Here is a 13,273-nt window from a genome sequence, read left to right as displayed (position 1 = left end):
CCCCGCGCGCGGCCGCGTGCGCCGCATCGTCCCCAACGCCCGGGGCGGCGGTTTCCGGTGAAGGGACCGCCCCGTCCGCCGGACCGGTCGGTGTGCACCCTGGTGGTCAGACGTGGTGTCGTCAGACCTCCTCGGTGCCACCGCTCTCCTCGTCGTCTGTCTTCTCTTCCTTGGCCGCCGCGGGCGTGGCGCCCGGCTGCGGCTCGGCGACGGCCACCCGCGCGGGGCGGATGGTGCGCTCGCCGATGCGATACCCCGGCTGGAGGATCGCCACGCAGGTCGTCTCGGTGACGTCCGGCGCGTAGCTGTGCATCAGGGCCTCGTGGATCGTCGGGTCGAAGGGCTCGCCCTCCTTGCCGAACTGCTGGAGGCCCAGCTTCGCGACGACCGTCTCCAGCGATTCGGCGACCGACTTGAAGCCGCCCACCAGTTCGCCGTGCTCCCTGGCGCGGCCGACGTCGTCGAGGACGGGCAGGATCTCGGACAGGAGGTTCGCGACGGCGACCTCCTTGACCGTGACCCGGTCCCGCTCCACGCGGCGGCGGTAGTTCTGGTACTCGGCCTGGAGCCGCTGGAGGTCCGCGGTGCGCTCGGTGAGCGCGGTACGGACCTGGTCCAGCTGAGCGGTCAGGCCGACGGTCTGGTCGGTGTCCCCGGCCGGGGCCGCCGCCTCCTCCTCCTCGGAGGGTGCGGCAGCTTTCGGCTCGGCGTCATCAGGGGTGGCGCCGGAGGGGACGTCGGGCTTCTCCTCGAAGCCCGGAGTCTCCTCGGTCACGCCGCACCGCCCTTGGTGTCCTTCTCGTCGTCCACGATCTCGGCGTCGACGACATCGTCATCGGCCTTGCCCTGGGCGTCGCCCGGAGCCTCGGCGCCCGGCGTCGCACCCTCGGCCTGGGCGTTGGCGTACATCGCCTGGCCCAGCTTCTGGGAGACGGCCGCGACCTTCTCGGTGGCCGTACGGATCTCGGCGGTGTCCTCGCCCTTGAGCTTCTCCTTCAGCTCGCCGACAGCGGTCTCCACCTCCGTCTTGACGTCGGCGGGGACCTTGTCCTCGTTGTCCTTGAGGAACTTCTCCGTCTGGTAGACGAGCTGCTCGCCCTGGTTGCGCGACTCGGCGGCCTCGCGGCGGGCGTGGTCCTCCTCCGCGTACTTCTCGGCCTCTTCGCGCATCCGGTTGACCTCGTCCTTCGGCAGCGAGGAGCCGCCGGTGACGGTCATCTTCTGCTCCTTGCCGGTACCGAGGTCCTTGGCGGCGACGTGCATGATGCCGTTGGCGTCGATGTCGAAGGCGACCTCGATCTGCGGCACACCGCGCGGGGCCGGCGGCAGACCGGTCAGCTCGAACATCCCGAGCTTCTTGTTGTACGCCGCGATCTCACGCTCGCCCTGGTAGACCTGGATCTGGACGGACGGCTGGTTGTCCTCGGCCGTCGTGAAGATCTCGGAGCGCTTGGTCGGGATCGTGGTGTTGCGCTCGATGAGCTTCGTCATGATCCCTCCCTTGGTCTCGATACCGAGGGACAGCGGGGTGACGTCGAGGAGCAGGACGTCCTTGACCTCGCCCTTCAGGACACCGGCCTGGAGCGAGGCGCCGATGGCGACGACCTCGTCCGGGTTCACACCCTTGTTGGCGTCCTGGCCACCGGTCAGCTCCTTGACGAGCTCGGCGACGGCGGGCATGCGGGTGGAGCCACCGACGAGAACGACGTGGTCGATCTCGGAGAGCTGGATGCCCGCGTCCTTGATGACGTTGTGGAACGGGGTCTTGCAGCGGTCCAGGAGGTCCGAGGTCAGCTGCTGGAACTGCGAGCGCGTGAGCTTCTCGTCCAGGTGCAGCGGGCCCTCGGCGGACGCCGTGATGTAGGGCAGGTTGATCGTGGTCTCGGTCGAGGACGAGAGCTCGATCTTCGCCTTCTCCGCGGCCTCGCGGAGACGCTGGAGAGCCATCTTGTCCTTGGACAGGTCCACACCGTGCCCGTTGGCGAACTGCTTCACCAGGTAGTCGACGACGCGCTGGTCCCAGTCGTCTCCACCGAGGTGGTTGTCACCGTTGGTGGCCTTCACCTCGACGACGCCGTCACCGATCTCCAGGAGCGACACGTCGAAGGTGCCGCCACCGAGGTCGAAGACGAGGATCGTCTGGTCGTCCTTGTCCAGGCCGTACGCCAGGGCGGCGGCGGTCGGCTCGTTGACGATGCGCAGGACGTTGAGGCCCGCGATCTCACCGGCCTCCTTGGTCGCCTGACGCTCGGAGTCGTTGAAGTACGCCGGGACGGTGATGACCGCGTCGGCCACCTTCTCGCCCAGGTAGGACTCGGCGTCGCGCTTCAGCTTCTGCAGGATGAAGGCGCTCATCTGCTGCGGGTTGAAGCCCTTGCCGTCGATCTCGATCTTCCAGTCAGTGCCCATGTGGCGCTTGACGGAGCGGATGGTCCGGTCGACGTTGGTGACCGCCTGACGCTTGGCCACCTCGCCGACGAGCACCTCGCCGTTCTTGGCGAAGGCGACGACGGACGGCGTGGTCCTGGCGCCTTCGGCGTTGGTGATGACGGTGGGCTCGCCGCCTTCGAGAACGCTGACGACGGAGTTAGTCGTGCCCAGGTCGATGCCGACCGCACGTGCCATTTCAATTCCTCCAACTGACTACTTGAGTGGATCTGACTCAAGGATGCACGACACCCGCTCCAGAGTCAACAGACCTGAGTCGGCCAGACTCAACTTAGGTGCACTCCCCTGCCGCCGTCACGCTCTTTCCCCGCCCCAGGGGCCCGCCACGCACGCCACACCCCTCGCGCACCGCCCTGCCCACCATCCCACCGTGGGATCGTTCTGTCACAAAATGCCGCGAGACGGTCACAAACGTCATCGATCGGCTGGTACAGACACATCATCGGACTCCGAACCCCGGGCGGGCGCGATGCGGAACGCGAGACAGCGGCGCGTGCGGCAGAAGAACCAGAGGAAGAAACAGCAGAGGCAGCAGCAGAAGAAGCAGGCGCAACCATCACAGGCAGAGGCGCAGCGACAGGCAGAGGCGCGGACGCAGCGACAGCCACAGATCCGGGCCGGAACACAGTCCCCGGCGCAGCCGCCCGCGCCCCGAACCCCACCCCCACCCCCAGCCCAACCCCCGCCCCCGCCCCGTCAGCCGACGCGCCTCCCGCGGCCCCCCACCGGCACCGCCAGAGGCCACTTCCCCTCCCGCCCCGCCGCACGCCTCGCGGGCCTCAGCGACCGGGCCGAGCACCTCACGGCCCGCCTCACCCCCCGCACCTCCGCCGAACGGCTGCTGGACCTGACCCTCGGCACCGCCCTCCTGATCGCGGCCGCCCCCGCCATCACCCTCGGAGCACTTGCCCTCACCCTCCGGTGGGGGCCGGGCAGCGCATGGGAGCGCAGCCCCCGTACGGGCCTGGGCGGCCGGGTCTTCACGCTGCGCTCCCTGCGCACCCGCCGGCTCCGGCTCGACCTGCTCTCCCGGCTCCCCCAGGTCGTCCGGGGCGAGCTCTCCCTCGTAGGGCCGGCCCCCCTGGCCCCGGGCGACCCCCGCGCCGCCTGGGCGGGGGCCCGGCAGTGGCGGCAGGAACTGCGGCCGGGACTGACCGGACTGGCACAGGTGCGCGCCCGCTCCGGCATGCCGTGGGACGACCCCGCCCTGCTGGACCAGCACTACGCAGAGCACCATGGAGTGGTGCTCGACCTGGCGATCCTGGCGGAAGCCGTACGCAACCCCCTGCGGACTGCGCTCCGCAGGACCCGACCGACCAAGGCACACCTGAGCGACACAGATCACCGCCCGCCCGGCTACAGCGGGGTGGAATAAGTGGATAGTGTCAGCACAGACTAATTAAGTTACTGCTTAGTAGTAGTGGGCAGTAGTCAACTGGATCCCGCTCTCGCAGGCCCGAGGAGCCCTACTCATGCAACTCGCCGCGATCATCGTGTCGCTGGTGCTGACGGTGGTCGGTGTTGCGCTCGTCGCCCGAGCCGTCGCACAGATCTACCGCTTCGTCCGCCTCGGACAGGCGGTACCGGCAGGCAGCCGCACGGACGACCCCAAGCAGCGGACGATCACCTTGATCAAGGAGTTCGTCGGCCATACCCGCATGAACCGCTGGGGAATCGTGGGCGTCGCCCACTGGTTCGTCGCGGTCGGCTTCCTGACGCTGGGCCTGACGATCGTCACGGCGTACGGCCAGCTGTTCAAGGCCGACTGGGTGCTCCCGTACATCGGCACCTTCGTGCCGTACGAGGTCTACATCGAGTTCATCGCGCTCGGCACGACCCTCGGCATCCTCGTCCTGATCGCGATCCGCCAGCTGAACCTGCCCTCGCGGGCCGGCCGCAAGTCGCGCTTCACGGGCTCGAAGATGGGCCAGGCGTACTTCGTCGAGGCGATCATCCTGGTCATCGGCGCCGCGATCATGGTGCTCCGCGGCCTGGAGGGCGCGCTGCACCACGTGGACAGCTACGGACCCGCGTACTTCGCCTCGTACCCCTTGGTCCTGGCCTTCAAGGGGCTGAGCGTCGGCACGCTGCAGAACCTCGTCTACCTCTTCGCGATGATCAAGCTCGGTACGACGATGATCTGGGCGATCACGGTCGGGCTCAACACCAACATGGGTGTCGCCTGGCACCGCTTCCTCGGCTTCCCGAACATCTGGTTCAAGCGGAACGCCGACGGCGACGTCGCGCTCGGCGCGCTGCTGCCGATGACGTCGGGCGGCAAGGAGATCGACTTCGAGGACCCGGGCGACGACGACACCTTCGGTGTCTCCCAGGTCGAGCAGTTCTCCTGGAAGGGCATCCTCGACTTCTCCACCTGCACCGAGTGCGGTCGCTGCCAGTCGCAGTGCCCCGCGTGGAACACCGGCAAGCCGCTTTCGCCGAAGCTCCTGATCATGTCGCTGCGCGACCACGCGCACGCCAAGGCCCCCTACCTCCTGGCCGGCGGCGGCAAGGACATGGAGGGCAACGAGAAGGCCACCGCGGAGCAGCTCAAGGACGTCCCCGCGGCCGCCCTCGCCGAGGCCGAGCGCCCGCTGATCGGCACCGCCGAGGAGAACGGCGTCATCGACCCGGACGTGCTCTGGTCCTGCACCACCTGCGGTGCGTGCGTGGAGCAGTGCCCGGTCGACATCGAGCACATCGACCACATCGTCGACATGCGCCGCTACCAGGTGATGATCGAGTCATCGTTCCCGTCCGAGGCGGGCACGATGCTCAAGAACCTGGAGAAGAAGGGCAACCCCTGGGGGCTGGCCAAGAAGCAGCGCGTCGAGTGGACCAAGGAGGTCGACTTCGAGGTCCCGATCGTCGGGAAGGACATCGAGGACCTCACCGAGGTCGACTACCTGTACTGGGTCGGCTGCGCGGGCGCCCTGGAGGACCGGGCCAAGAAGACCACCAAGGCCTTCGCGGAGCTGCTGCACATCGCGGGCGTCAAGTTCGCGATCATGGGCGGCGACGAGAAGTGCACGGGTGACTCCGCCCGCCGCCTGGGCAACGAGCCGCTGTTCCAGCAGCTCGGCCAGGAGAACGTGGCCATGCTGAACATGGCGTACGGCGAAGACGACGAAGACGCGACGACCAAGAAGCCCAAGTCGTCGAAGAAGATCGTCGCGACCTGCCCGCACTGCTTCAACACGATCGCCAACGAGTACCCGCAGCTCGGCGGCGAGTACGAGGTCATCCACCACACGCAGCTGCTCCAGCACCTCGTCGACGAGGGCAAGCTGATCCCGGTGACCCCGGTCGAGGGCCTGATCACGTACCACGACCCGTGCTACCTGGGCCGTCACAACAAGATCTACACCCCGCCGCGCGAGATCATCGCCAAGGTCCCGGGTCTGCGGAACGAGGAGATGCACCGCCACAAGGAGCGCGGCTTCTGCTGCGGCGCCGGTGGTGCCCGGATGTGGATGGAGGAGCGGATCGGCAAGCGCGTCAACAACGAGCGCGTCGACGAGGCCCTCGCCCTCAACCCGGACATCGTCTCGACCGCCTGCCCGTTCTGCCTCGTCATGCTGACCGACTCGGTCAACGGCAAGAAGAACGACGGCCAGGCAAAGGAGTCCATCCAGGTCGTGGACGTCTCGCAGCTCCTCCTGGAGTCGGTGAAGACCCCGGCCGATCCGGCGGGCGAGCAGGAGCAGGTGGACGCACCGGAGCCGGAACCGGCAAAGTGACGTAACGCATCGGCGCGATGAGCGGCCGGACCTGCCTCGGGGGCAGGACCGGCCGCTCTTTCCGTACCCGGGGCCGACCGCCGCATGTGGGCTCCGGCACGCCGAGGCCCCCTGCGCGCGAAGGGCGCCCCCCGCTCGGCGCTCCTCGCCCGCGGCGACTTCGACGGCGACAAGAGGCGGACACGGTGGCGCGGACGTACCGCGGCGGCCGCGAGGACCTGGTCGCGCTGTACGCGGCGGGTAACGCGGACGATACGGTCCTGACGTTCTCCACGGCCCTGTTCCTCCCCTGGACTCCCCCTCGTGCGCCCCTGAACTCCCCCACCGCGCCCCTTAGGGGATGTCACAGCTCGGCCGCAATGGCGCACGGGTTCCCCGGGGCCCCACTTCCCACCACCGGGGACCAGGTACGTTCGATGGGTGGCTGGATTCAGGATCGGACGCGGCCGGGACAACCGCACCCCGCAACAACCGCAGCAGCAGCGGCAGCAGCCGTACGGAGGGCAAGCACCACAGCCGCCGTACGGAGCTCCGTCGTGGCCGACGGCAGGAGGCGGCGGCGGCAACGGCGCGGCGCCCCCGCCGTACACGAGCGGCGGCTACGCGGGCAACGGACACGACGGCGGACACGCCGGACACGGGCAGGGCCCTCACGGGACCCGCGGAGGACACGGCGGACACGGCGGACACGGCGGACACGGCGGACACGGCGGACACGGCGGACACGGCGGACACGGCGGACACGGCGGACACGGCGAGCCGGAGTATTTCGGCGACCCCTACGCCGACCCCGTACCCCATGACCCGTACGCCAACAACCCGGGTCACACGCAGGCGTTCAGCAGCAACGACGACCCGTACGGCGACGGCAACACCTACCGCGCCGGCTCCGCCCCCGCCCAGCCCGCCGGCCCGCGCCTGCCGTGGAAGGCGCTGCTGACCGGCATCGTGACGCGCCCCGGCCCGACGTTCTGGCAGATGCGGGACTACCCCGTCTGGGGCCCGGCGCTGATCGTCACGTTCCTCTACGGCCTGCTCGCGCTCTTCGGCTTCGACCAGGCGCGCGAGGAGGCCATCGGCGCCCCGGTCGCCACGGCCGTCCCGTACGTCCTCTTCACCGGCGTCGGCTTCGTCATCGGCGGCCTGGTCCTCGGCGCGGTGACCCACACCTTGGCCCGCCAGCTCGGCGGCACGGGCTCGTGGCAGCCGACGGTCGGCCTGTCGATGCTGATCATGTCGATCACCGACGCCCCGCGGCTGCTCTTCGCCGTCTTCCTGGGCGGCGAGAACTCCCTGGTCCAGATCATGGGCTGGCTGACCTGGCTGGCGGCCGGCGCGCTGTTCACGTCGATGGTGGGCAAGTCGCACGACCTGCCGTGGCCGAAGGCGCTGGGAGCGTCGGCGATCCAGCTGCTCGCGCTGCTGTCGATCATCAAGCTGGGCACGATCTGAGGCTGAGGCTGTCGTGAGAAGGCCCCCGGACGCACTCCGGGGGCCTTCTCACGTACTACTGGCTGCGGGCCTACGCGTCGAGAACCTGCCCGTCCCGCCGCACGACCGGCTTCTCCACGCTCCACGGGAAGTTGATCCACTGATCGGTCTTCTTCCACACGTACTCGCACTTCACGAGGGAGTGGGACTTCTCGAAGATGACGGCGCTGCGGACCTCGGCGACGTGGTCGACGCAGAAGTCGTGGACGAGCTTGAGCGTCTTGCCGGTGTCGGCGACATCGTCGGCGATCAGAACCTTCTTCTTCGAGAAGTCGATCGCGTTGGGCACGGGCGCCAGCATCACGGGCATATCGAGGGTCGTCCCGACCCCGGTGTAGAACTCCACGTTCACCAGGTGGATGTTCTTGCAGTCGAGGGCGTAAGCGAGCCCGCCCGCGACAAAGACCCCACCCCGGGCGATGCTCAGCACGACATCGGGCTCGTACCCGTCGTCGGCGACGGTCTGCGCGAGCTCCCGCACAGCCCGCCCGAAGCCCTCGTAGGTCAGGTTTTCCCGCACGTCACTGGTCACGATCGATCACACCTGGGTCCGATGGAAGTTCTGGAACGACCGTGAGGCCGTGGGCCCCCGCTGCCCCTGATACCGCGACTCGTACCGCTCGGAGCCGTAGGGGAACTCGGAGGACGAGGTCAGCTTGAACAGGCACAGCTGTCCGATCTTCATACCCGGCCACAGCTTTATCGGCAGGGTCGCGAGGTTCGACAGCTCCAGGGTCACGTGCCCGGAGAACCCGGGGTCGATGAACCCGGCCGTCGAGTGCGTCACCAGCCCGAGCCGCCCGAGCGAACTCTTCCCCTCCAGCCGCGAGGCCAGGTCGTCGGGGAGCGAGATCACCTCGTACGTGGACGCCAGCACGAACTCCCCGGGGTGCAGGATGAACGCCTCGTCCCCCTCGGGCTCGACCGTCCGCGTCAGGTCGGGCTGTTCCACGGCCGGGTCGATGTGCGGGTACCGGTGGTTCTCGAACACCCGGAAGTAGCGGTCCAGCCGCACGTCGATGCTCGACGGCTGCACCATCGAAGGGTCGTACGGATCGATACGGACTCGCCCGGCGTCGATCTCGGCCCGGATGTCCTTGTCTGAGAGAAGCACGCCCCGAGGATACGCAGAAGGCACGACCCCACCCCAACCGGACCACCTGGGGCCGGGGCAGGAGGCGGCGGCAGGACGGCCACGAGGTGTCGGCGGGGGCAGCAGCGACGGACCGGGCCCGCCCCCGCACACCCCACCGACGCCCCCTGCCCCCGCTCCTACCGCTTCTCGAACCCCGCCACCGGAACGGCCTGCCGCAACCGGGCACACCGGGGGCACCGGATCAACCGCCCCGGCCCGATCCGGTCGGCCCCGAGCTGCTGCATCGGGAACGACGAGGTAGCGAAAACGTGCCCTTCGGCACAGCGGACGACGGTGCGCTCCATCGACTCCATCAAGTCCCTTCCCCAACCGCATATGGACGAGACCGCCACATTAGGGGATGAACAGGACGCCACAGCAAGCGGCACTCCGACCCCGCACGCTACGCCCCCAACTACCGCCCACCACAACCGCGTCCACCCCACCCACGCCTCGGCCCACACAACCGACAGACCCCACGGCTCATCCACCGGGGGCCTGACATGGGGTACAGTGTGTGACGATGCAGCGCCGATCATCGGCATGCTTCGCGGGTGTAGTTTAATGGTAGAACATGAGCTTCCCAAGCTCAGAGCGCGAGTTCGATTCTCGTCACCCGCTCCATGATGAAGGCCCAGGTCATTGACCCGGGCCTTGTTTGTTGTCTAGACCTCTTGCGGTGCGGCGTGCCCTCCGCGTGCCCCATCTATGGGGCCCGAAGGGCTTGCGACCAGGCCGCCGGCGGGACCAGCGGACGGTTGAAGCATCTGCTCAGCACGTCCGGCGTCGGCTTTCAAGACGTTGCCGATCTGCTGCGTGTCGGCCGAGGCTGGGGCGCTTCTGAGACAGAGATAGCCATTCGCCAGCGGAGGAGATCCGCCGTGGTCGAAGGTGGGGCCTTCATTGGACGGTCCTCGGGGGAGGTGGCAGGTGCCGCTGCTGTCTTGGAAGGCGGGAATGCCCCGCGGACGCACACCGGACTCTGATGCCGGACAGAAGTCGGAGCCCGTTCCCCAGATACCAGTGAACGGCAAGACTGGTCGGCCGCTGGCCTACGTACCCGGCCAGCGTCCCGTCCGGTCGGAGTACGCTCGGCGAGATCCAGCACCAAGCAGCAACTCCGTCATTCGGGGGTTGGCTGGCTCCGTGCACGAGCGAGTCAACAGGATCATGCAGGCACGGGACTGGGTCGGGCGATGGCAGGACAAGATCCAGGGAAGGCCCCAGCGCCCCATTCGGGGTCTAGACGAGTTCACCGGGGAGCCTCTCGCGCAGTGGGCTCTGACAAACGTGCTGTACGCGCGAAAGCGGCCGGTGCCGTCCTTCGGATTCGCGTTGGCTCCGGTACTCACCCACAGCGTGGCGGCACGACGACAACGTCGCCTCCGCTTCACCCTGTTGCTGGCCACGTCCCTCTATATGGCAAGCACTCACCCACTGGGACTTGCAGCGCTCATCCTGGCCATGCTGGTCTGGCAGTTCCTCACCGGGCGGGCCGGTCGAGCAGTCATCCGCTGGGGTTTCAGCGCACTGGTTCCGACTGTCCTGCTTGCTGCAGCCCTGCTTGCCCTCTGGACCTTCGTCAAGCCTCATCAGCCGATGCTGCGCGATGCCGTGGTGGAAGCTCTTATCGTCGTTCCTCACCTTCTCATCGGCACCACAAGCATTCATCTTCTTGACCGTTTGGCGTGTCACGCCTATATGCAGTCACTACGGCCTAGCCGCACACAACTGGCCAAACGTCCCTTCCTCGCCCCTTACGCTGCTAAGAAGATTGCTTCGCACGAAGTCTCAGAGCAGTGGCAAAGCATTGCCTACCGCAGGGAAGGCAATGTAGACCGCTTCGTGGGAGCCGGCCTCGATTCGTGGATGAGGGGTGCTACCCGCATCCAGCTAACGTCAGCTCGCACCAGCGATGAGGAAGAAGACAATCTTTCGGCCACTGGTGCGTTCGATCTCGATGCGAGCCAAAAGTTTGAGGCGGACGAACTCCTGGACAAGGTGCGTGACGAGCTAGAGGAACTTCGCGGAGCTCTGGTTGAGACCCACGCCCTACCCAACTGCGATGTGGCCGAATTCCTAGGGGTTCCAGAGAGTCGATGGAAAACCTTGGGGCAGAGTAGGGGCGGTGTCAGCAAGTCAGAGTGGCCGGAAGCTACTGAAATGTGCACCGAGGCCCGTGACGCGCCCACCGGCCACTTCTCTCGTAGATACCTGGCTGCGCAGGTCATCGCATGGGACGGGCAGATTGTGGTGACAGTCTTCGCGCACGCTGCGTTGGAAGGCAACACCCTTCACTTCGTTACCCGTCCGCATGTCCACGCCCCATTGACCCCTTCGGCCAACGTTACTCCCGCGAAGGGTTGGGACCTCGCTAGGAAACTGGCGGAAGCGCCGCTTCACGCGGTCGGAGACACCGTCGCACTAGCTGCCGGGGCCTACACAGCAGTCGGCCGTGGCCTCGGACTGCTGAGCGCGGCAACCACAGCCGCAGCCGCTGTTCGCCCAAGGGACGACGGCAAGCCCGTAAGCCTTCGAGAGCACTGTGGCCGGGCGACGACTGAGGATATGCACCAGACCGAGGACGTGCAGCGGTACGTTTCGATCCTCCAGTCGAGGATGTTCAGCACTGTGAGCGCCTTTCTCGCTGACCACGGTCTGGCCACCGGAGACTTCAAACGCCAGGCCATTGCCATCACACAGAACTTCATCAGCGGCGACAACAACCAGGTGAACACCGGAAATATGGGCGGCGGTATGCAGCAAGGCTCCGCGCCTGGCAGTCCGGCGAACAGAACCGAGAAGGCGGGATGACTATGCGTTTTGGACGAGCGAACACAAGTGGCGGCACCCACGTCACCGGCAGCGGCAATCAAGTCAACACCGGCAGGGTCGGCGGCGACATGCGCCAAGTCCAAGTTTCGGGACGTGAAGCAGACGATCCCAGGCTTTTGGCCGCGCAGGCCAAACTCGCCGAGTTGGCAGCCGCCCTGGACACGCACGCTGGCGAAGTCCACAGCATCGACAGCTGCCGACAGGCCGTGGCCAGAATCGACGAGGAGCTTCGCGAGCCGACGCCGGACGGCCGCCGCCTTACCGAAACCTTGGAGATGCTTAGCCTCGCGCTTGGCTCTGCCGCGTCCTTGAACTCGCTCGCCGACTCGCTTCGCAGCGCGATCCAGGTGCTGCTCAGCTGAATGTGTGGCCTGCCGATCGGCAGGCCACACATGTGGGACACGCGAGCTGGGCGAGGAGAAGGCTGCCGCCCCGCCCAGCTATTTCTACCGCTCGGCCAGGCGGCTCGCCTCCTTGGCCCTTTGGCGTCCTTCCCGCACCCGTACGTCGATGCCCTCCGCCACCTCCCGCTGCCGCTCCCCGTCGGAGTGCTGGTAGATCAGCGCCGCCTTCTCCGAGGACTGGCCGGCGCGGACCATCGTGTCCTTGAGCGTGGCCCCCGACTGGGTGGACAAGGTGTGGCCGGTGTGACGGAGGTCGTAGAAGCGGAAGTCCTCCGGCAGGGCCACCTTGGCGCGCGCCCTGCGCCACTTGCGGCCGAAGGTGGACCGCCGGAATGGCGCTCCCCGCTCGCCGACGAACAGAAGGCCGTTGGGCTCCTTCTCCGCGTACCAGTCCAGGTGGCGTTTCACCTCGATGTACAAGAAGGCCGGGAGGAAGACGGTTCGGCGTCCGGCGGTCGACTTCGTGTCGCCCTCGACCCGGCGGCCCGTAGTCAGCTCCGGCGCGGCGTCGCTGATCCTGGCCGCGAGCGGTTCGAGCGTGACGTCGGGCCGCCGCAGTGCCGCCTGCTCCTCCGGCCGCATCGGCCCGTAGGCTCCGAAGTAGACCATCAGCCGCCACCTGGGGCCCATGGCATCCGCGAGCGCGTCGACCTGTTCGACGGTGGCGGTGGGGCGTTCCTTCGCCCTTTCGCTGCCGGCGCCCCTGATCCGGCAGGGGTTGCGGCGGATCAGCTCGTCGTCGGCGGCCGTCTCCATGATGGCCTTGAGGAGGCGGTACGACTTGGCGACGGTCGTCGCACCGGTTGCCTCCAGCCGTTCGGCCCGCCAGGTGCGCACACCGGGCGGTGTGATGTCGTCCAGGTTCACCGAGGCGAACGTGGGCAGCAGGTGCAACCGCAGGAGCCTGCGTTACAGCTCCTCCGTGGTGGCCGAGAGGCCGCGCTCCTCGACCCACTGGACCGCGTAGGCAGCGAAATTGACCGCCCCGGCGTCCGGGTCAACCCAGTGCTTGCGCTCGATGTCGGCCTGGGTGAGCGTGAGCCAGGTCTGGGCGTCCGTGCGCGTCGAGAAAGTCTCCGGGGCCGTACGGCGGCTGCCGTCCGGGGCCCAGTAGCGTGCCTGCCAGCGCCCCGAAGGCAGTTGGCGGACCGTGCCGAATTCACGCCGCCTCTGCGGCTTGCGGGTGGCCATCAGGCGGCCTTCCCGTAGCGGGAACGCTC

9 protein-coding genes, 1 tRNA gene and 2 pseudogenes are annotated in these 13,273 nt (G+C 67.7%); 7 read left to right on the top strand and 5 right to left on the bottom strand.

Annotation, left to right across the window (positions count from 1 at the left end; all coding sequences use genetic code 11):
* Positions 1-121 precede the first annotated feature (121 nt).
* The gene (gene grpE / locus ABZ154_RS33710; protein WP_356838166.1) at positions 122-775 is read right to left on the bottom strand and encodes a nucleotide exchange factor GrpE; all 654 of its coding nucleotides are present in this window, start codon (positions 773-775) and stop codon (positions 122-124) included.
* Entirely contained in the window at positions 772-2,625 is a 1,854-nt protein-coding gene (dnaK, locus tag ABZ154_RS33705) for a molecular chaperone DnaK (RefSeq protein WP_030571022.1), read from the bottom strand. Before dnaK ends, grpE begins: the two co-directional genes overlap by 4 nt.
* A gap of 433 nt (positions 2,626-3,058) precedes the next feature.
* Here dnaK and ABZ154_RS33700 point away from each other — a divergent pair, with 433 nt between their 5' ends.
* The 4 genes and pseudogenes from ABZ154_RS33700 (at position 3,059) to ABZ154_RS33685 (ending at position 7,640) form a co-directional block, all read left to right on the top strand.
* Entirely contained in the window at positions 3,059-3,823 is a 765-nt protein-coding gene (locus ABZ154_RS33700; protein ID WP_356838167.1) for a sugar transferase, read from the top strand.
* Between the two features lie 97 nt (positions 3,824-3,920).
* On the top strand, positions 3,921-6,188 hold the full coding sequence (locus ABZ154_RS33695; protein WP_356838164.1) for a heterodisulfide reductase-related iron-sulfur binding cluster: 2,268 nt from the start codon (positions 3,921-3,923) through the stop codon (positions 6,186-6,188).
* A 132-nt stretch (positions 6,189-6,320) separates the two neighbouring features.
* Positions 6,321-6,478, top strand: a pseudogene (locus ABZ154_RS33690) (VCBS repeat-containing protein); the annotation flags it as partial.
* 130 nt (positions 6,479-6,608) lie between these two features.
* Complete coding sequence (locus tag ABZ154_RS33685) at positions 6,609-7,640, top strand: Yip1 family protein (protein WP_356838163.1); 1,032 nt, start codon at positions 6,609-6,611, stop codon at positions 7,638-7,640.
* A 70-nt stretch (positions 7,641-7,710) separates the two neighbouring features.
* Here the strand turns inward: ABZ154_RS33685 and ABZ154_RS33680 are convergent, their stop codons facing one another.
* The gene (locus ABZ154_RS33680) at positions 7,711-8,211 is read right to left on the bottom strand and encodes a phosphoribosyltransferase (protein WP_356838161.1); all 501 of its coding nucleotides are present in this window, start codon (positions 8,209-8,211) and stop codon (positions 7,711-7,713) included.
* A 6-nt stretch (positions 8,212-8,217) separates the two neighbouring features.
* On the bottom strand, positions 8,218-8,793 hold the full coding sequence (gene dcd, locus ABZ154_RS33675) for a dCTP deaminase (protein WP_050358434.1): 576 nt from the start codon (positions 8,791-8,793) through the stop codon (positions 8,218-8,220).
* Positions 8,794-9,364: 571 nt separating this feature from the next.
* Here dcd and ABZ154_RS33670 point away from each other — a divergent pair.
* The 3 genes from ABZ154_RS33670 (at position 9,365) to ABZ154_RS33660 (ending at position 12,011) form a co-directional block, all read left to right on the top strand.
* A tRNA-Gly gene (locus ABZ154_RS33670) sits at positions 9,365-9,438 on the top strand.
* A gap of 666 nt (positions 9,439-10,104) precedes the next feature.
* A complete protein-coding gene (locus ABZ154_RS33665) occupies positions 10,105-11,628 on the top strand; it encodes a hypothetical protein (RefSeq protein ID WP_356838159.1) in 1,524 nt (507 codons plus the stop codon).
* Positions 11,625-12,011, top strand: coding sequence for a hypothetical protein (locus tag ABZ154_RS33660; RefSeq protein WP_179886932.1), 387 nt, complete (start codon positions 11,625-11,627; stop codon positions 12,009-12,011). The genes ABZ154_RS33665 and ABZ154_RS33660 overlap by 4 nt, the downstream gene beginning before the upstream one ends.
* An 84-nt stretch (positions 12,012-12,095) precedes the next feature.
* Here ABZ154_RS33660 and ABZ154_RS33655 read toward each other — a convergent pair.
* A pseudogene (locus tag ABZ154_RS33655) lies at positions 12,096-13,244 on the bottom strand (tyrosine-type recombinase/integrase).
* Between the last annotated feature and the right edge of the window lie 29 nt (positions 13,245-13,273).

The sequence above is a fragment of the Streptomyces sp. NPDC006261 genome (genome assembly GCF_040613515.1).
Classification (GTDB): Bacteria; Actinomycetota; Actinomycetes; order Streptomycetales; family Streptomycetaceae; genus Streptomyces.
The sequence above is the reverse complement of the archived record's forward strand: the minus strand, read 5'-3'. Positions and strand labels throughout refer to the sequence as shown.